Below are 17,779 nucleotides of genomic sequence, written 5' to 3'. Positions count from 1 at the left end.
CGACGCGGAAAATACGGTCGCTGAACATCTGCCAGCGCCGACGATCATCACTATCCTAGCCGTTCAGGCCCCCGCCGGACAAGGCGCGAACGCTCGCGCCGCCTAGCGCGACCTTTGCGGATGCGCCTTCTGGTGCCAGGCCCAGGCGGTGCGGATGACCGTGGGCAGGTCGGAGTGACGCGGCACGAAGTTCAGCACTTTTCGCGCAGCAGAAGGATCCGCGACCAGATAAGTGGGATCGCCGGCGCGGCGCGGCTTGATGGTGTGCGGCACCTCGCGCCCCGTCTCCTGCCTGATGGCGGTGAGGATCTCGCGCACGGAAAAGCCGGAGCCGGTGCCGAGATTGAAGCTGCCGCCGGAGTGTCCCTGCTCCAGCAGCTTGAGCGCAGCGACATGCGCGGCAGCGAGGTCGGTGACGTGGATGTAGTCGCGGATCGCGGTGCCGTCGGGCGTGTCGTAATCGTCGCCGAACACGGCGAAGTCGACATAACCCTGCAAGGCCATCATGGCGCGCGGAATGAGATGGGTCTCGTTGTCACGCAACTCGCCAATGCCGCCGGCCGGATCGGCGCCGCTGGCGTTGAAATAGCGCAGGCAGAATGCGCCGAAACCATAGGCCGCGCGGTAATCAGCGAGCATGCGCTCGATCATCCACTTCGAGGCGCCGTAGGGATTGATCGGTGCGCAGGGAAAGTCCTCGGGCAACTCCTTGGAATCGGCGTTGCCGTAGACGGCGCCGGTCGAGGAGAACACGATGCGCGTGCAGCCCGCGTTGCGCATCGCCTGCAACAACGATAGCGTGCCCTGTACGTTGTTGATGTAGTATTTCTGCGGGTCGGTCATGGATTCACCGACGAGGCTTGCCGCCGCGAAATGCATCACCGCCGTGACCTTGTGATCGGCGAAGGCGCGTGCCAGCGCCGCGCCGTCGAGCAGATCGCCCGTCACCAGCGGGCCGGCCACGAAGTTGCGATGACCTGTCGAGAGATTGTCGTAAACGACGGGCTGATAGCCGGCGGCGGTCAGTGCGCGGCAGGCATGCGAGCCAATATAGCCCGCGCCTCCTGTGACGAGGACAGTCGGTCGGTCAGTCATGTCGTCTTCCACTCTTCTTTCAGCGATTGAAAGGCCGGTTGCGGCTGAAGAGAAGATAGAGCGCGCGGGGGTTGGTGGTCAAATAGCGCCAGAGCAGCCGGCGTGGCTCGAGCCAGGTGCGCCAGGCCCATTCGAGTCCGATCTTCTGCATCCATTGCGGCGCGCGGGACCTGCTGCCCGATAAAAAGTTGAACAATCCGCCCGACGTCTTGATAACGCCAACATTGGACATAAGCGGTGTGAATTCCTCGACAAAAGCCTGTTCGTTGGGCACACCGAGCGCGACCCACAGATAATCCGGCGCGAGCGCGTTGATCTCTTCGACTTTCGCGCGCAGAGCGTCGCCACGGAGATAGCCGTGGCTGTGCCCGACGATCTTGAGGTTCGGATACATCTTCTGGACGTTCTCGACCGCAGCGGCGTTCTCGGCCTCGCTGGCGCCGAACATGTAGAAGGTGCGGCCGAGCGCTTCCGCCTTGCGTGCGACGATGTGGAACAAATCCGTGGTCGCGACGCGCTCGGGCAGCGGGAACCAGGATTGCAGCTTCGAGGCTGCCACCAGCGGCTGGCCGTCGGCATTGATCAGGTCGGCGGCGCGGAACAAGCGTTCGGTCTGCGGCTCCGTCGAGCAGCGCGCCAGCACCTCGCCGTTGGCGGAGGTCAGGTAGAGGGGACGGCCGATGCGATGGCGCGGATCGGTGGCCTCGATCATGAAGTCGGCGGTCGCTTCCAGGTCGAGTGCGGCCATGCGGAGGCCGCCGACGGTGACGCGCGGTACGTCGGCGGTTGCGGCCCGGCCTTCGAGATTGACGCGGCGCTCAAGCATATTGTCGGCCTCGCTGGCGCGCTTGGGTTGCGGGGGTGAGCTCGTCGAGCACGACGCCGACGAGCTTGCGCTCGGCGTGGCCGAGTGCGGTCAAGATCTCTTCCAGGCTGTCGTTGATGTCGAGGCTGGTCGGCAGCACCGCCACCAGCGCGTCGGCGTCATCGAGCAGCTTGCGGCCGCGAGCCGCGAGCGGCATTGCGGGGCCGTCGAGGATCACGAGGTCATAGCCGCCGGCGGAGCGTGCCTGCGCAATGGCCTTGCGGATGGCGTCGGCCGCCTTGCCGGCATCGTTCTCCGCAGCCGGCAGCACCGAGATGCCGTTGACCGTCTTGATCTCGCGCGCGGCCTTGCTGCCGATCGAGAGCCAGCCGAGCCTGCTTGGTTCGCTTTTGCTGGTAGGGTTGAGCTTGTTGGAGAGCGAGTGTGCCTGATGATCGGCATCGATCATCAGCACACGGGCGCCGTCACGCGACGCTGCGAGCGCAAAGTTCAGCGCCGTCACGCTGCGCCCGACGGTCTCGCCGGCACCGACCAGCGCGATGACCGGCGTCGCCTTGTTGTCGGCACGCCGGGCCACTGCGCCGCGCATGTCGCGCCAGGCGTTGAGCAGCGTCGTCAGGGGAAAGCCGGGGCGTAGCGTCGGCCAGCCGAGGCGGGTGAGGTCGACGCCGCCGCCGGTCGCGAGGATGGCGCCCAGCGTGTGGAGGACGTCGGCCTCCTGGAGGCGCGCGATCAGCGGCTTTTCGATCAGGGGCTTTTCGACCATCGAAGGTTGCAGCGGTGGCGCCGCAAGTTCGGGCGGGGTCTGCGCAACTTCCGGGGCTAGCGAAACCTGCTGAGGCTCTGCGACCTCGGGAGCCCGCGAAATCTCCGGAGCTCGGGGAGGCGGAGGCGCAGGCGTGCGCTGGGGACGGGCCGGCTCCGGCGCCGGCGCGGCCGCGCCGGCGAACAGGAATTCAGCCGCGACGAACCAGCTCGAAGCAGCGAGCGCGCCGAAGATCAGGCCGATCATGGCGAATATGCTCATCGCCGGCGGGAACGAGCGCCGCTGCGGCACCGTAGCTTCGCCGATGACCCGCGCTGCCGAGGTGTTCAGGCTTTCCTGTTCCTCGGTCTCGCGCGAGCGCTTGAGGAATGATTGATAGACATCGCGGCTGGCGTCGGCCTCGCGCTCGAGTTCGCGCAGGCGCACGGCGGCCTGGCTGAGCTGGAGGCTCTGCCGCTTCTGTGCTTCCAGCGCCCGGTTGAGTGAGGCCTCGTAGTCGCGGGCGCGCGTCAAATCGTTCTTGGCGGCCTGGGCGAAGCGATCGATCTCCTCGCTAATCGTGCGCTTGAGATCCTCGACCTGCTTCTCGGTCTGGCGCAGCGCCGGATGGCGCGGGCCAAGCTCGCCGGTCTGCTCTGCATATTTCTTGCGCGCATCGGCATATTGCGCGCGCAGGTTCGCGATGGTCGGCGATTGCAGCGCCTCGGGAATTGCGCCGGCATCCGCCGCCGTACGCCGGCTGGCCTCGATCTGGTCGAGCCGTGCCTGCGCATCCATCGTCGCCGCACGGGCCGCGGAAAGCCGCGCGTTGCTGGAGGAGAGCTGCTGGTCGCTGATCAGTGCGTCCTGGGTGCCGACGAAATTGTTCTGAGCCTTGTAGGTCGCGAGCGCAGTCTCGGCGTTGCGCAGCCGCTCGCGCAGCTCCTTCAGGCGGCCGGAGAGATCGCTGGTGGCGCGCCGTGCGGCCGAAGCCTGCGAATTGCGGGATTCCGTGAGGTAGGCGTTGGTCAGCGTGTTGGCGAGCATCGCCGCCTTCGCGGGATCGGTCGCCCAGACCTCGATGTCGACGATGAAGCTCTTGTCGGTCTTGCGGATCGTGATGTGCCTGTTCAGCGCGTCAAGCGCCGCAAGTTGCGCTTCCTTCTTGTCCGCCGCGGAGGGCGCGCGGGGCTGAAGGCCGATCAGGCCGAGCAGCGACGACATCAGGCTTTTGCTGTCGCCGCCGCCGAATTCGGGATCCTTGTCGAGATTGGCCTGCTGGATCACCTGGAGCAGAACGCTGTTGGAGGTGATCAGGCGCGCCTGGCTCTCCACCACCATGGACATGCCGGAGACGTCCTGCGCGCGCGGCGTGAGTTCGCGATCGACGAGCTGAAGCTCGCGCGGGTCGACATAGAGCTGTGCGGTGGCGGTGTATCGGGGCGTCAGGCTCTTGCCGATGGTAACGGCAAGCGTCGCGCCGAGCAGGGCGGCGGCGGCAATCGCGACCTTTCGCCGCCAGAGCAGGTTGACGAGCTCCAGCACGTTGAAGCCGGCCTGAGGCCTCTGTTGCGGAGCATCCGGTCTGGCCCGCTCTATTGGCTGGTTATAGTCCAGCATGATCCCCAGCTTTCATTCCAACTGCCGCGGGCTGAGGGGTTACTCTTCGCTCTACGCCACGCACCCGGGATATAGGTGCCCAATCAACGCAACAGGGAAAATTAACCATACTCATTGAGGGACTATTCACCGAAATGGCAAACAAAGCGTTTAAGCGCACGCCACATTTCGGCGCGCCGCTGTGAGGCGCGCCCTCAGAGATTAACGGTTCGTTACCGCGCGCGGCATGGCCGCGAGGCTCCGCTCGCCCAGCGATAGGCCGCGCGCGCGTCATCGCCGTCAGCGCTTCCGCAGGATGACGTGATAGTCGCCGTGGCGGACGTCGGTGCCGCGGGGGAGCACGGCGTTCAGCACAGCGGCGCCGGCATCGACCAAAGCGGCGAACAGCGGCCTGCGCCTGCGCATCTCGGGATAGCGTGGACTCTCGACCTCACGGCGGTAGCTCATCTCAAGGCCATTGGCGGCCGCGAACGCCTCGAGCCGGGGCAGCGTCACCAGCGGATGGAAGAAGGTCGGGAACGGCGGCTCACCGGGCAGGCCGGCATCCTTGATGCCGCGGATGTGCCGGTAGAACCAGACGTGAAACCAGTGCGGCGAATATTTGGTGACGACGCCGGAGAGCGAGCGCGGATTGGGCGCGCCGATCAGGATCATCCCGCCGGGCTTGAGCGCATCACGGAAATTCAGGAGCGCAGCGTCGACGTTGGGCAGATGTTCGATCACGTTGTAGCAGATCACGAGATCGAAGGTTTCGCGCCCGAAGCGGTAGGTCTGCACGTCGCCGAGGATCGCCTCGTCCGCGTAGGTGTTGTTGCGGACCTGGTCCTCGTCGATGTCGACGACGGTGACGTGGCTGCGGCTCAGCAACTCCGTCGGCAGAACGCTGCACGAGCCGCCGCCGGCTTCATAAATGGCGAGCCGGCCCTGTGGCAGCTCGCCGCGCAGCACGTCGTGAACGGCGAGCAGGCTGTCGCGGGCTTCGCCGGGAATCAGATCGTGCAGCGCCGGGGTATGTGCAGCGGCCGCGGGAACACTGATCGCCGTGGCTGTCGCGAAATCGATCGTGGCTGGCTTGTTCATATTCTCTGACCGAGCTTGTTCGATTCAAATTTACAGGAAAAGTCTCGCGTCCCCGAAGAGCAAATCTGACGCCGCGGCCCTTCACCGGTCGCGGTGCTTACGGCCGCGTTAATGCGCATTTGCGTTAACTACGGCATCGTTCATGTCGAGCCGTCGCCAGCGCGATGGACTGCAAATTGCACTATCATGCGCGCAAGTTTTCGCAGGAGAAACACGCGAAAGCGGTTAAGTGCATCGTGTTGGGGCGGGACGGGGGTGATCGGCCAGCGTGGCGCCATCCCGCGCTCCGGGCCGGCCGTTCATTTTGGGACGCATCTGTCCCGGGGCGATGTGCCGTCGCGGGTCGGCGACGATCCGCGCGATTGAAGCAGGGCTTTTTCAATATATCTCGGACATCAAGAACGCCATGACCATGATCCCGACAGACCTGTCCGCCAGCCGGCTCTCGGATGCCGTAAGCGATCCCAACCGGGAGATCGCGGCGAGCTCCCGCGTCATCGACCTGTCGGTCGGCATCGTCGTCTGCATTCCCTGCTTCCGCCGCCCGCAGCATCTGCGGCTGACTCTGGAATCGGTCGCGAGCCAGCGCACTCCGCGCTCCTTTGCCGTCGTCATGGTCGAGAACGATGCCGCGCGGCGCGAGAGCGCGCCGGTCGCCGCCGAGTTTCTGGCCGATGGCAGGCTCCAGGGCATCTGCCTCGTCGAGAAGCGCCAGGGCAATTGCCAGGCAATCAACGCCGCGTTCGAGACGGCGCAGGCACTGTTTCCGGCCGCGACCCGCTTCCTGATGATCGACGATGACGAGATCGCCTCGCCCGACTGGCTCGAGCTGATGGTTCGCACCGCGGAGGCGACCGGCGCCGACATCGTCGGCGGACCGGTGCTGCCGGTCTTCGACGACGACAGTCAGCCCTGGCTGTCGCGTCATCCGGCTTTCTGTCCCGCCTATGATTACAGCGGCGCGGTGCCGCTGATCTATGGCTGCGGCAATTGCCTGATCACCCGCGCGGCGTTCGAGCGGTTTGGCCGTCCTGCCTTCGATCTGCGCTTCAACTTCCTTGGCGGCGGCGACTGCGATTTCTTCTCGCGGTGTCGCGATGCCGGCATGACCTTCCACTGGACGGCTGAGGCGGTCATCACCGAGACCGTGCCGCAGAGCCGCACCAGCCTCGGCTGGATCGCAAAGCGTGGCCTGCGCATCGGTGCGATCAACTATCGTGTGGAGTACAAGGCCGCGCAGGGCGCGGGAGCCCGGGCGCGGGTGTACGCGCGGATGCTGGGACGGCTGCCGCTGTCGCTGGTGCGCGCGGCCGGTCTGCTGCCGTCGTCGAAGGCCGTCGTCGCCATGCATCCCGTGATGGTCGCGCTCGGCTCCATGCTCGCGGCGGTCGGCATCGAGCCGAAGCCTTATGAGGCCTCGAAGATCGTGTCCTGACGCCGCTGTGATGGACTAGATGCCGAAACAGGCGAGGACCACCCGGAGCGCCGAGCGCGGCAACGATTTGAGCGATCGGCGGCCGATCATCCCGAGATAGGTGAAGGCTTCGCGATACCTGCCGAAGCGGACCGCTTGCATCGCCGAATAGGTGACGAGATGAATCTCGGCAGCCTGGCGCAGCCTGGCGGCCGTACCCTCCGGCAGTCGCGCCAGGATCAACCCGTCGTCAAAGATTCGCGCGATCGCCGGAAAGAAATCCTGCGGCGTCCGCACCGCCGCGTTCATGGTGTTGGCCGTATGCAAGCGATAGTCGAGCAGGAGTCCGGGTGCGAACTCGAACTCGCCGATCGCGGCGAGGCGGCACCAGCAGTGCCAGTCTTCGCAATATCTGAGGGAGACGTCGAAGCCGCCTATGGCGCGGAAGGCCTCTGCGCGTGCGAGCGCGATGCCGCCATTGACGATGAAATTGCCTGCCGCGAGCCGCGTCAGCACGTCGCCGGACGGCTTGCGGCGTCCTTTCAAGAGGTCGCGCCGGCCGATCTGCCGTCCCTCGCTGTCGATCGTATTGTAGTCGCCGTAGACGAGAACCGCGCGGGGAGCACCGCGCGCTGCGGCCAGCAGTGCCGCCACCGCGCCGGGGCGCAGGCGGTCGTCGGCATCGAGGAAGAGGAGCCAGTCGCCGCTCGCATGTCGCGCGCCGAAATTGCGCGCGGCTGATACGCCGGCGGAGTCGTTGGTCATCAGGCGCAGCCGCGGATCACGGATGCCAAGGACGATCGAAGCGGTACCGTCGGTCGAACCGTCGTCCACGACGATCACTTCGGTGATCTCGCGTTGCGTCAGTGCGCTTGCGATGGTTTCGCCGACATAGGCCGCAACGTTCTTGGCGGGGATGACGACGGACACCGATCCGGCCGCGCTTGTCGGCAGCGGAACGCTCAGGCCTGTCGTCACGCGCGAGCTGGCCGGCAATTCGAGAATGTCTTCGGCGGTGATCAAGCTGCGGCTCGTATTTAAGGTTCTGTTAACCAGGGCGCATATGCCGAGCTGGCGACGCCAGCGATCGCAACGTCGGCCGCTGCGGATGACACCCATATTACGGTGGAATCGTTTCCGGGAGGACCTGCGCTGCTGCGGTTTCGTAGATTAGCGTTAAGCCGGGAGCATTAAGCCTGTCGCAAATTTGGAAGAGTGCGGTAGCTGGTCCCATGCGAGAATGAGGACCCGATTGCCGCGGATGAACCCAGTGCCCGCAAAGACGTTCGATTACGATCCCGACGACATGGTCCTCAACCTCTTCTACGAGGACAAGGACGACCGCTGGTTTCCCGGTGACCGACATCTGCGGCGCCTGGCGCGTCGCATGCTGATCGGCGAGCCGCGCATGAGCGGACAGCTTCGCGTGTTCCTCAATCTCTGTGCGGGGCTCGACCGGCTCGGCATCCGCTACCGCGTCAACGACTATCGCCATATCGCGAAGCATCACGAGGAGGTCGCGTGCATCATCGGCCGCACCTTCCTGCTCGACAAGTTCGCGTGGAAGAACCCGATCCTGCTTGGCGTCGCCGCCCACAATCATCCGCTCGACGATCCCGACCTGTTCAAGCGGCTGCCGGTCAAGAAGGTTGTGGTGCCCGGCGATTGGTATGCCGATATGTACCGGCCGTATTGGCCCGACACGGAGGCCTGGCCGGTCGGCATCGACACGGATCTCTGGGCGCCGTCGCGTCCGTCGCAAAAGACCGTCGACGTCCTGATCTACGACAAGGTCCACTGGGATCGTGAGCGCTATGCGCCGGAGCTGGTCGAGCCGGTCCGCGCCCGGCTCATCAAGGAGGGCCGCTCGTTCACGGAACTGCGTTACGGCAGCTACAAGGAAGAAGACTATCAGGCCGCGCTGGCGCGTTCGCGTGCGATGATCTTCCTGTGCCAGAACGAGAGCCAGGGCATTGCCTATCAGCAGGCCTTGTCCTGCGGCGTGCCGGTGTTTGCCTGGAATCCCGGCGGCCCGTGGCGGGACCCCGATTATTATCCGCACCGGGTGAGGTTCGAGCCGGTGTCGTCGGTGCCATATTGGGATGACCGTTGCGGCGCCAGGTTCGTCGACATCGCGGGGTTCGAGGCGGGCTGGGAGGATTTCTGGGCCGGGTGCGCCGCTGATACATTCGATCCGCGCGGCTATGTGCTCGACAATCTCACGCTCGAGCAGCGGGCGCTGCAATATTACGAGATCGCGCGAAGCGTGGCGGGGAAACAAAAGGCGGCCAGGGCGCCAGCCGCATCCGGCATGCCGGTTGACGGATGCTTAACGGGGGTAGGCTAAGCCCGAGCGATCCCGCGCCCTCATCTTGGTCTCGAGGCATGGATCGCAACGCCGCAGACATGATTGACGCCGAGGTCCGATCGCTGGGCCACCTGCTGCGTGACATGTTTGCGAAGCTGAATGCCGTGCAGGCGGGGCGCTGCCTCGTCGCAGTTGCGGCCCTGCTACTGGTGCTGGTAACGCTCGATCCCTTTCCGGACCTGCGTAGCGAAGACGCGACCGCCGTCGTCGGCGGGCGCATGGCGCTGACCTACATCGTTTTCGGCCTCCTCGCCGCGGTCGCGGTGCTGTTCGTCGCCGCCACCGATGCGCCCGCGCTGAAGAGCCTGGTGACACCGCTGCATGTTTGTCTCGTCGGCTGGCTGTTGATCAACATCCTCTTCTCCGAGAGCCGCGGAGTCTCGATCCAGCGCTTCGTGCTCGCGGCCAGCGTGACGTCGCTCGCCGTCCTGTTGCCTCTGCTGCCGCCGACGCGGCCGAGCTTCAACTTGTGCCTGGGCATTGCTGCGCTCGTGCTGCTCGCGCTCTGCTATCTCGGCGTCTTCCTTGCGCCGGAATATTCGATGCACACCGCGCTCGACCTCACTGAGCCGCAGCTCGCCGGCGACTGGCGCGGCAGCTTCGGGCACAAGAACGTTGCCTCGCCGGTGATGACCATCCTGGCCTATGTCGGCATTTATCTCTGGGCCGCCGGATCGTTCGTGATGGGCCCCGCGGTCGCAGGACTCGCCGGCATCTTCCTGATCTTGACCGGCGGCAAGACGTCGACGGCGCTGTGTCTGGCGATCTACGGGCTCGCATCGCTGGTCTTCGTAACGCGAAGCTTGTGGCTGAAGCGGCTCATCTGCTTCGCGCCGCTGATCGCGATGAACCTGCTCACGGTCGGAACCGCTGCGAGCCCGGCGCTCGCAGCCGTCACGAGGCTGCTTCCTATCGATCCGACCTTCACCGGCCGCTCCGACATCTGGCAGTTTGCGCTCGGGGCCGTTGCCGAAAAGCCCATAACGGGCCACGGCTACGCGGCGTTCTGGGACGGCGTGACAGAGCGGCAGACCGCCCAGGGCGCTGAATGGGCGACGACCGCCGCCCATAGCCACAACAGCTATCTCGACCTTGCGGTCACAATCGGCCTGCCGGGGCTGATGCTCGTCATTCTCGTCTTCGTGCTGTCACCGCTCAATAACTTCCAGACCGCCCAGGCTCACAACCGCAGCAGTGCGCTGGCAAAACTGTTTCTGACCATCTGGCTGTTCTGCCTGTACTACGGGACGACCGAGACCTTTCTGCTCGATCGGCAGAATCCGATCTGGTTCATGTTTGCGCTTGCGGTGGCGGGATTGCATTTCCTCGCCAGGTTCCAATGCGTGGAGCAGACGGAGCCCGGTCGTTAGCGCTTATCGGGACATGGACGCCCGGGCGCGCGCTGGGACGCGAGCGCTTAACGATCAGCAGCGATGTCCCTGTTTGCCTGCGACAAAACATAATCTATCTGGACACATTCAGTAACTGTATGCCTCTCGGATGACGTTTCTCAGCGTCGAGCAACCAGATGATCGAGTGTCCAGCACGTCGGGAATCACGGTCGATTTCGTGCGTGACTGGCCGCAGGCTGCATTGCGCCTGAATGCAGGCCATCGCCTCGCGTTCCAGCATGGTTACTGGCTCGGCCCCTGGTACACGGCGTTTGACGACGTCGCGCCGCTGATCGCCGTGATTTCCGATGCCGCCACCGGCAAGGATATCGCGATGGTGCCAATGATCAGCCACACGAGGCGCGGCATCCGCATCGTCGAATTCGCCGACCTCGGCGTCGCCGACAACAATGCACCGATCCTCGCCTGCGACGCTGCCCTCGACGCAAGCGATGCGCGCAGGGTTGCGACCGCATTGGTCGAGGCGTTGCGCGCCTTGCCCGACGGCTCCGATCTGCTGCGCCTGAAGAAGATGCCGGCCGATGTCGGCGGCAAGCCGAACCCGCTGGTGTCGCTCGGCCGGATCGGATCCTGCTCTCTCAACGGCAATCTCGTCCTCACCGGGGACGACTATGCGGACTATCAGGCCTCGATCCGCCGCATGCAGATGCCGCGCTGCTGGCGCGTCTTCAGCCGGCACAAAGGCGCGCGGTTCGAGATCGCCATGGATGTCGCGCGCGCGAGAGAGTTGCTGGACGTGATGGATGCCCAGCAGCAGGCGCGCATGCAAAAGCTCGACTCGCGGTTCGTCCTCAACGACGAGACTCATGCGAGGTTCTATCGCGAGGTCGCCCGGCTGGGTGTTGCGGAAGGTTATGCCGTCATCTCGGCGCTCGTATGCGATGAGGGCGTCGTCGCCACCACGTTCGGCGTCAGGCGCCGTGCCACCTATTTCCTCCTGCGCATCAGTCACGCGGGCAATTCATGGTCGAGCTGCTCGCCGGGGCTGCTCGTCACCGAGCGCACCATCGCGGCGCTGCATATGCAAGGCGTGCGCCGCTTCGATCTCGGCATCGGCAATCAGGACTACAAGCGCCGCTTCGGCGTCGAACCGGTGCCGCTGACCGATGTCAGCGTCGCGTTGTCCTGGCGCGGCGCTCCTTATGCATTGCGCGATCATGCCGCGCAGGGCCTGCGCCGCCACCCGAGGCTCGCAGCCCTCGCGGCGAGGGCGATGGGCAAGGCGCGCTAAAGCAAAAGCGCCGCGATGCGGCGCTCTTTGTCCCGATGTGGGCAGATTTACGATCCCGTGCAGCCTGCACAATGCAGGCGGCCGCGCGAGGCGCGGAAGAGGCTGCGGCAATACCAGCGTCGCGCCAGCGCCTGGGCGGGCTTGCGGATCATCTGGGCGATCAACAAAAGTTCGAAAGTCATTCGTATCGCTCTTGGTCGCTCTTGCCCAATATTCTGCCAACAGAGATGGAGCGGCATTCCCGAAAGAGAATGCCGCCCGCGTCGCATCAGCTATGCAGTCGATCGCGATGCTTAAACTCAGCCGTGCAGTTTCCTGGCGGTCTCCGCGATCTGGCGCCCCTGATAGCGTGCGCCGGCGAGCTCGTTGGCGCTGGGCCGGCGGCTGCCGTCGCCGCCCGTGATCGTGGTGGCGCCATAGGGCGCGCCGCCGGTGACCTCATCGAGTTTCATCTGGCCAGCAAAGCCGTAATTCATGCCGACGACGACCATGCCGAAATGCAGGAGATTGGTGATGATCGAGAACAGCGTCGTCTCCTGGCCGCCATGCTGGGTCGCGCTCGAGGTGAAGGCACCGCCGACCTTGCCGTGCAGCGCGCCCTTGGCCCAAAGCCCGCCGGCCTGATCCAGGAAGTTCGCCATCTGCGAGGACATCCGGCCGAAGCGGGTGCCGGTGCCGACGATGATCGCGTCGTAATTGACGAGGTCCTCGATCTTGGCGACGGGTGCGGCCTGGTCCAGCTTGTAATGTGAGGCCTTGGCGACCTCGGCCGGCACCAGCTCCGGCACGCGCTTGATGTCGACGGTGACGCCGGCCTCGCGCGCGCCTTCGGCGACGGCATTGGCCATCGCCTCGATGTGGCCATAGGCGGAATAATAGAGGACGAGAACTTTGGTCATGGTGGTCTCCGGTTTAGATCTGATGGCTAGTTGTTGGGACGTCCGGGCTCGTCCCGGGCATCCACGTTTCTGTTTGCGGGCGGATGGGCCTGATGGCCGGGAAAAGCCCGGCCATGACGGCAATCATCGTTACGCTGCGTCGACGAGCACGAGCTCGGAGTCTTCGAGGGCAGTGATCTTCAGCCGATCCTCGTCGCGGATTGCGGCGCCGTCGCGGGCGTTGACGCGCACACCGTTGACCTCGACTGAACCAGCCGCGGGAACCAAATAGAGATGCCGCGCCTTCTGCGGCTCGTACTCCGCGCTCTCACCGGCCTTCAGCGTGGTGGCGAGCACCCGCGCGTCCGCGCGGATCGGCAGCGCGTCCGCATCGTCTTCGAAACCACTTGCGATGGTGACGAGCTTGCCGGAGCGGCCCGCCTTGGGGAACGGCTTCGAGCCCCAGGTCGGTTGTCCCCCCGCGTGCCGTGGGCTCGATCCAGATCTGGAAGATCCGTGTCTTGGTCGGCTCCAGATTGTACTCGGAGTGGCGGATGCCGCTGCCGGCGCTCATCACCTGCACGTCACCCGCCTCGGTGCGGCCCTTGTTGCCGAGGCTGTCCTGATGGGTGATCGCGCCCTCGCGCACATAGGTGATGATTTCCATGTTGGCGTGAGGATGCGCGGGGAAGCCGGTGTTCGGCGCGATCTCGTCGTCGTTCCACACCCGCAGGGCACCGTGACCCATGTTGTCCGGGTCATAATGGCTTGCGAAGGAGAAATGATGCTTGGCCTTGAGCCAGCCGTGATCGGCGCCGCCGAGCTTTGCGAAAGGTCTGAGTTCGATCATCTGCGTAATTCCTTGGGTTGAACGGATGGCGGTTGGGATCAGGCGCCGAACCCGCCGTCGACGTTGAGTACGGTACCGGTGACGAAGGAGGCTTCAGGGCTTGCGAGGAAGACGACGCCCGCCGCGACCTCCTCAGGACGGCCGAAGCGCTGCAACGCGTGCTGCTTGCGCTGGGTCTCGGCGAACTCGCCACCGTCCTTCGGGTTCATGTCGGTGTCGATCGAGCCGGGCTGCACCACGTTCACGGTGATGCCGCGCGGGCCGAGGTCGCGTGCCGCGCCCTTGGTGTAGCCAACCACGGCCGCCTTGGTGGCGACGTAGTCGGCAAGGCCCGGAAACGAGGCACGGTCGGCCAGCATCGAACCAACGGTGACAATGCGGCCACCTTCACCCATCAGCTGCGAAGCGGCGCGGATCGCCGCGATCACGCCATGCACGTTGATCGAATCCTGGCGGGCGAGCGCTTCCGTATCGACATTGGCATCGTCGATCGCACCACCGGCGGCAACGCCGGCATTGTTGACGAGGATGTCGAGATGGCCGAATTCCTTCGCCACCGTGTTGACGAGCTGCGTCACGTCGTTTGCCGACGCCTGGTCGGCCTTGTAGGCGCGAGCCTTGACGCCCCGGGCCTTCAGCTCAGTGACGACGGCTTCCGCTTTTTCGGGCGAGGCCACGTAGCTGATGGCGACATCCGCGCCTTGATCGGCGAGAGCGCGCGCAGAGGCCGCGCCGATGCCGCGCGAACCGCCGGTTACGAGGGCAACCTTGCCTGAGAGCTTCTTGGTCATTGGATTTCTCCATTCCCTGAAATTGCGATGACGCTTGGATAAGCCTCCGCCTGTGGTATAGAAATAGAAACTGTTGAAACGCATTGTTTCCTGAAATATCCCGATTGGAGCTCTCCCATGGCAAAACTTCCCGATTTCGAGGCGCTCGCGATTTTCGCAAAGGTCGTGGAGTTGCGGTCGTTTGCGGGTGCCGCGAGCGAGCTTGCGATGTCCAAGGCGACGGTGTCCAAGGCGGTCACCCGGCTGGAGGAGCGGCTCGGCGCCCGCCTGTTCAACCGCACCTCGCGCCGGCTCGCCCTGACCGATGCCGGGCACAAGCTCGCCGAGCGTGCGACGCGTCTCTTGTCCGACGGCGAGGCGGCGGAGAACGAGGCGCTGGCGCAGTCGGTGGCGCCGCGTGGCCTGGTGCGGCTCGCCGTGCCCATGACGTTCGGGATCAAGGCGGTGGCACCGCTGCTGCCGGAATTCTTCGAAACCTATCCGGAAGTCTCGGTCGATCTGCACTTGAGCGATGCGACGGTCGACCTGATCGGCGAGGGTTTTGACATGGCGGTGCGGATCGCGCGGCTGCCGGACTCCTCACTGATCGCGCGCCGGCTGTTCACCATGCCGCGCTTCACGGTGGCCGCGCCGTCCTACCTCAAGCGCCATGGCCGGCCGACGCATCCGATGCATCTGGCCCAGCACAAATGCTTCAGCTACGCCTACCTCACGACGCCCAATGTCTGGCACTACACCAATTCGGCCGGCGAGCAGGCGAGCGTGCGTCCGGGTGGACAGCTTCGGGTCAACAACGGTGAAGCCGTGATGCCGGCGCTGATCGCCGGCCTCGGCATCGCCGAGCTGCCCGAATTCATCGTTGGCGACGCCATCTCCTCCGGCGCTGTCGAAGTGATCCTGAAGGACTGGAAACAGGCCGAAGGCGCCGTGCATCTGGTGACACCGCCTGGCGGCCCGCGCCCCGCGCGCGTCGAGGCGCTCGGCGATTTCCTGGCGGCGAAGCTGCCGGGCACCTGCAAGCGGCGGCCGAAGAAGGGTGCGAGGGCCACATGACTGTCGTAGGGTGGGCAAAGGCGCTCTTGCGCCGTGCCCACCATTCTTGTCGAGAAGAATGCAAATGCCTCAATACAGTCGAGCTAGAGGCAGCACATTCTTCTTCACCGTCGTGCTGGCCGACCATTCAAGCACTTTGCTCATGGACCGCGTTGATCGCCTGAGACGTATTTACCAAGCTGTTCAGCAACGCCGCCCGTTCGAGACCGTCGCGATCTGCATCCTGCCCGACCATCTCCATGCCATTTGGTCGCTTCCGGAACATGATGCCGATTTTTCGTCACGCTAGAATCTGATCAAGGGCGGCTTTTCGCTAGGCCTGGAGCCGCGGGAGCGCTCGGCAAGCAAGCTACTCAAGCGCGAGAAAGGCATTTGGCAGCGCCGCTACTGGTAGCACGCGATTCGCGACGATGCGGACTTGGAGCGGCACGTTGACTACATACACTTCAATCCCGCGAAGCACGGCCTCGTCAAGCGAGCACGCGATTGGCCTCTCAGCAGTTTCCATCGCTATGTCAATGAGGGCACCCTTCTCGTGAATTGGGGAGGGGACGCGCGGGATAATACGGGGCAGTTTGGCGAATGATGGTGGGCACGCTTCGCTTTGCCCACCTACGACATCCCGCTTTGCAATGACGACTACGACACCTTCACGCCGTCGCTTGCGGCGATGCGTTCCAGAGCGGGTTGAGCATGGATAATGCTTCGTAAATCGCGCCTCGCGGCTTGTTCTTGCCGATCGCCACGCCAGAGCGTTTTCGAGCGAAGTGGATACCGGTTCGCGTAAAGAAAACGCGTCAAAATAAGAATCCAGAGACCCGTTCCGATTCCATCGGAACGGAAATGGCTCTAGGCTGAGAGCGAAACAAGAAAAATCGGGGAGGGATCTGCCATGGATCGACGCGATGTCCTGCGCGCCGTTGCTGCATTGCCGTTGTTGCCGGTGGCGTTGCCGAACACGGCCTTCGCGCAAACCTATCCGTTGCGCAACATCACCATGATCGTGCCGTTTCCGGCGGGCGGCCAGGCCGATCTCGCCGCGCGCCCCGTGGCGATGGCGCTGGAGCGAATTCTCGGCAAGCCCGTCATCGTCGACAACCGCGCCGGGGGCGGTGGTGGATCGGTCGGCAACGCTGCGGCGGCGCGCGCCGAGCCCGATGGCTACACGCTGCTGATGACGCTGTCCTCGCTCGCGGTGCTGCCGGAAGCCGATCGGCTGTTCGACCGGCCCGTCGCCTATGAGATCTCGCAGTTCATGCCGATCGCGCGCGTGCTCGCCGATCCCACGCTGCTCGCCGTGCCGGCCTCGGCGCCATGGAAGACGGCGCAGGATTTCGTCGAGGATGCGAAGAAGCGTCCGGGCCAGATCACCTATGGCTCGTCCGGGCCCTACGGCACGCTGCATGTGGCGATGGAGATGTTCGCAAACAGCGCCGGCATCAAGCTGCTGCACGTGCCGTTCCGCGGCGCCGGTCCCGCGCTGACCGCAATCCTCAGCGGTACCGTGCAGGCGATCGCAGCCGCGCCCGGCACGCTGAAGCCGCAGGTCGACGACGGCAAGCTGCGCGTGCTCGGCAATTGCGGCGCGCAGCGCATCGCGAGTTTCCCTGATGTGCCGACGTTCCAGGAGCTCGGTTACAAGGATGTCGAGATGTACATCTGGGCCGGCTTGTTCGCGCAGAGTGCGCTACCGGCGCCGATCGCGACCCGCCTGCGCGAGGCGATGGCGCAGGTGATGACGAGTCCCGACGTGCTCAAATCGTTCGACGCCTCGGGCAGTCTCGTCGCCTATCAGGACGCGCCGGCATTCTCCGAGTTCGTCGCAACCGACAGCGCGCGGCTGATCGCGGCGGTGAAGAAGATCGGCAAGGTGGAGTAGGTTCCAGACGCACTTTCACGTTTTGTTGTTGGTCCAGAACCGCCTCCCGCCTCATTGATTGATGAGGGTTCGACGGAATCGGGAAGGATCGGGACATGCGAAAAGAGCGGATTGCGCTGGGTATGGCGCTCGCGATCGGCGGCATCGTCACACAGGGCGCTGCGTCCGCCGAAGAGTATCGCGGAACGCTGGAACAACAGATGGCCTGCACACCGGATGTGTGGCGCCTGTGCAGCGATCAGATTCCGGATACGAACCGCATTGTCGCCTGCTTGCAGCAGAACACGTCACAGCTCTCGATCGCATGTCGTGCGGTGTTCCAGTCGAACAATCAGGTCCAGCCCCAGCAGCCGGCCCCGCGGAATCGCATCGCGCCGCCGCCGCGCTATAACAATGCGCCGCCGCCTCCACCGGCGCAGCCGCGGTCTTACGATGGAGATGATTAGTGCCGCCCAGACATGATCCCTAAACGTGCGCAGCGGTTTTCCCTCGCGACAAACGCGGAACGCGTTTGCGCGGAGATCATGCTCAAACAAC

General features: G+C 64.7%; 15 protein-coding genes and 2 pseudogenes. 8 read left to right on the top strand and 9 right to left on the bottom strand.

Annotated elements, in window-relative coordinates; all coding sequences use genetic code 11:
* Nucleotides 1–102: 102 nt before the first annotated feature.
* From galE to AC630_RS26570, 4 genes are all read right to left on the bottom strand, one after another.
* Nucleotides 103–1,095: a UDP-glucose 4-epimerase GalE gene (gene galE, locus AC630_RS26585; RefSeq protein ID WP_074121395.1), complete on the bottom strand. Its 993-nt coding sequence runs from the start codon at nt 1,093–1,095 to the stop codon at nt 103–105.
* Between the two features lie 19 nt (nt 1,096–1,114).
* Entirely contained in the window at nt 1,115–1,921 is an 807-nt protein-coding gene (locus AC630_RS26580; protein WP_074121393.1) for a WecB/TagA/CpsF family glycosyltransferase, read from the bottom strand.
* A complete protein-coding gene (locus tag AC630_RS26575) occupies nt 1,914–4,286 on the bottom strand; it encodes an exopolysaccharide transport family protein (RefSeq protein WP_074121392.1) in 2,373 nt (790 codons plus the stop codon). The genes AC630_RS26580 and AC630_RS26575 overlap by 8 nt, the downstream gene beginning before the upstream one ends.
* A gap of 279 nt (nt 4,287–4,565) precedes the next feature.
* The gene (locus AC630_RS26570) at nt 4,566–5,366 is read right to left on the bottom strand and encodes a class I SAM-dependent methyltransferase (protein WP_074121390.1); all 801 of its coding nucleotides are present in this window, start codon (nt 5,364–5,366) and stop codon (nt 4,566–4,568) included.
* A 406-nt stretch (nt 5,367–5,772) separates the two neighbouring features.
* Here AC630_RS26570 and AC630_RS26565 point away from each other — a divergent pair, with 406 nt between their 5' ends.
* Nucleotides 5,773–6,801: a glycosyltransferase family 2 protein gene (locus AC630_RS26565; RefSeq protein WP_074121419.1), complete on the top strand. Its 1,029-nt coding sequence runs from the start codon at nt 5,773–5,775 to the stop codon at nt 6,799–6,801.
* A 15-nt stretch (nt 6,802–6,816) separates the two neighbouring features.
* Here the strand turns inward: AC630_RS26565 and AC630_RS26560 are convergent, their stop codons facing one another.
* Nucleotides 6,817–7,803 (bottom strand): glycosyltransferase, encoded by a 987-nt coding sequence (locus AC630_RS26560; protein ID WP_074121388.1) that lies wholly within the window; start codon nt 7,801–7,803, stop codon nt 6,817–6,819.
* Between the two features lie 247 nt (nt 7,804–8,050).
* Between AC630_RS26560 and AC630_RS26555 the strand changes: the two genes are divergently transcribed.
* The 3 genes from AC630_RS26555 (at nt 8,051) to AC630_RS45645 (ending at nt 11,791) form a co-directional block, all read left to right on the top strand.
* Nucleotides 8,051–9,127 (top strand): glycosyltransferase, encoded by a 1,077-nt coding sequence (locus tag AC630_RS26555; RefSeq protein WP_074121418.1) that lies wholly within the window; start codon nt 8,051–8,053, stop codon nt 9,125–9,127.
* Nucleotides 9,128–9,165: 38 nt separating this feature from the next.
* A complete protein-coding gene (locus AC630_RS26550; protein ID WP_074121386.1) occupies nt 9,166–10,518 on the top strand; it encodes an O-antigen ligase family protein in 1,353 nt (450 codons plus the stop codon).
* A 130-nt stretch (nt 10,519–10,648) separates the two neighbouring features.
* Nucleotides 10,649–11,791: a GNAT family N-acetyltransferase gene (locus AC630_RS45645; protein WP_074121384.1), complete on the top strand. Its 1,143-nt coding sequence runs from the start codon at nt 10,649–10,651 to the stop codon at nt 11,789–11,791.
* A gap of 47 nt (nt 11,792–11,838) precedes the next feature.
* Here the strand turns inward: AC630_RS45645 and AC630_RS47850 are convergent, their stop codons facing one another.
* From AC630_RS47850 to AC630_RS26530, 4 genes and pseudogenes are all read right to left on the bottom strand, one after another.
* The gene (locus tag AC630_RS47850) at nt 11,839–11,973 is read right to left on the bottom strand and encodes a hypothetical protein (RefSeq protein ID WP_283808454.1); all 135 of its coding nucleotides are present in this window, start codon (nt 11,971–11,973) and stop codon (nt 11,839–11,841) included.
* Between the two features lie 117 nt (nt 11,974–12,090).
* Nucleotides 12,091–12,690, bottom strand: a complete 600-nt coding sequence (wrbA, locus tag AC630_RS26540; protein ID WP_074121382.1) for an NAD(P)H:quinone oxidoreductase — start codon at nt 12,688–12,690, stop codon at nt 12,091–12,093.
* Between the two features lie 129 nt (nt 12,691–12,819).
* A pseudogene (locus AC630_RS26535) lies at nt 12,820–13,519 on the bottom strand (pirin family protein).
* A 38-nt stretch (nt 13,520–13,557) separates the two neighbouring features.
* The gene (locus AC630_RS26530; RefSeq protein WP_074121381.1) at nt 13,558–14,310 is read right to left on the bottom strand and encodes an SDR family NAD(P)-dependent oxidoreductase; all 753 of its coding nucleotides are present in this window, start codon (nt 14,308–14,310) and stop codon (nt 13,558–13,560) included.
* A 117-nt stretch (nt 14,311–14,427) separates the two neighbouring features.
* On the opposite strand from AC630_RS26530, the gene AC630_RS26525 reads away from it, so the two are divergent.
* The 4 genes and pseudogenes from AC630_RS26525 (at nt 14,428) to AC630_RS26510 (ending at nt 17,688) form a co-directional block, all read left to right on the top strand.
* A complete protein-coding gene (locus AC630_RS26525) occupies nt 14,428–15,363 on the top strand; it encodes a LysR family transcriptional regulator (RefSeq protein ID WP_074121379.1) in 936 nt (311 codons plus the stop codon).
* A gap of 64 nt (nt 15,364–15,427) precedes the next feature.
* Nucleotides 15,428–15,949 (top strand): annotated as a pseudogene (locus tag AC630_RS48410) (REP-associated tyrosine transposase).
* Between the two features lie 306 nt (nt 15,950–16,255).
* Complete coding sequence (locus AC630_RS26515) at nt 16,256–17,242, top strand: tripartite tricarboxylate transporter substrate binding protein (RefSeq protein ID WP_074121378.1); 987 nt, start codon at nt 16,256–16,258, stop codon at nt 17,240–17,242.
* 95 nt (nt 17,243–17,337) lie between these two features.
* Nucleotides 17,338–17,688 carry a hypothetical protein gene (locus tag AC630_RS26510; protein WP_074121376.1) on the top strand — a complete coding sequence of 117 codons (351 nt, stop codon included), beginning with the start codon at nt 17,338–17,340 and terminating at the stop codon, nt 17,686–17,688.
* Nucleotides 17,689–17,779 lie beyond the last annotated feature (91 nt).

Source organism: Bradyrhizobium sp. AS23.2 (assembly GCF_001908185.1).
GTDB lineage: Bacteria > Pseudomonadota > Alphaproteobacteria > Rhizobiales > Xanthobacteraceae > Bradyrhizobium.
This window is presented reverse-complemented; position numbering and strand designations above follow the sequence as displayed.

Excerpts from the sequence above, each read along its gene's own strand:
- AC630_RS26565 (WP_074121419.1), top strand. The coding sequence starts at position 5,773 with ATGACCATGATCCCGACAGACCTGTCCGCCAGCCGGCTCTCGGATGCC.
- AC630_RS26575 (WP_074121392.1), bottom strand. The coding sequence starts at position 4,286 with ATGCTGGACTATAACCAGCCAATAGAGCGGGCCAGACCGGATGCTCCG.
- AC630_RS26530 (WP_074121381.1), bottom strand. The coding sequence starts at position 14,310 with ATGACCAAGAAGCTCTCAGGCAAGGTTGCCCTCGTAACCGGCGGTTCG.
- wrbA (WP_074121382.1), bottom strand. The coding sequence starts at position 12,690 with ATGACCAAAGTTCTCGTCCTCTATTATTCCGCCTATGGCCACATCGAG.
- AC630_RS26570 (WP_074121390.1), bottom strand. The coding sequence starts at position 5,366 with ATGAACAAGCCAGCCACGATCGATTTCGCGACAGCCACGGCGATCAGT.
- galE (WP_074121395.1), bottom strand. The coding sequence starts at position 1,095 with ATGACTGACCGACCGACTGTCCTCGTCACAGGAGGCGCGGGCTATATT.
- AC630_RS26515 (WP_074121378.1), top strand. The coding sequence starts at position 16,256 with ATGGATCGACGCGATGTCCTGCGCGCCGTTGCTGCATTGCCGTTGTTG.
- AC630_RS26580 (WP_074121393.1), bottom strand. The coding sequence starts at position 1,921 with ATGCTTGAGCGCCGCGTCAATCTCGAAGGCCGGGCCGCAACCGCCGAC.
- AC630_RS47850 (WP_283808454.1), bottom strand. The coding sequence starts at position 11,973 with ATGACTTTCGAACTTTTGTTGATCGCCCAGATGATCCGCAAGCCCGCC.
- AC630_RS26525 (WP_074121379.1), top strand. The coding sequence starts at position 14,428 with ATGGCAAAACTTCCCGATTTCGAGGCGCTCGCGATTTTCGCAAAGGTC.
- AC630_RS45645 (WP_074121384.1), top strand. The coding sequence starts at position 10,649 with ATGACGTTTCTCAGCGTCGAGCAACCAGATGATCGAGTGTCCAGCACG.
- AC630_RS26550 (WP_074121386.1), top strand. The coding sequence starts at position 9,166 with ATGGATCGCAACGCCGCAGACATGATTGACGCCGAGGTCCGATCGCTG.
- AC630_RS26510 (WP_074121376.1), top strand. The coding sequence starts at position 17,338 with ATGCGAAAAGAGCGGATTGCGCTGGGTATGGCGCTCGCGATCGGCGGC.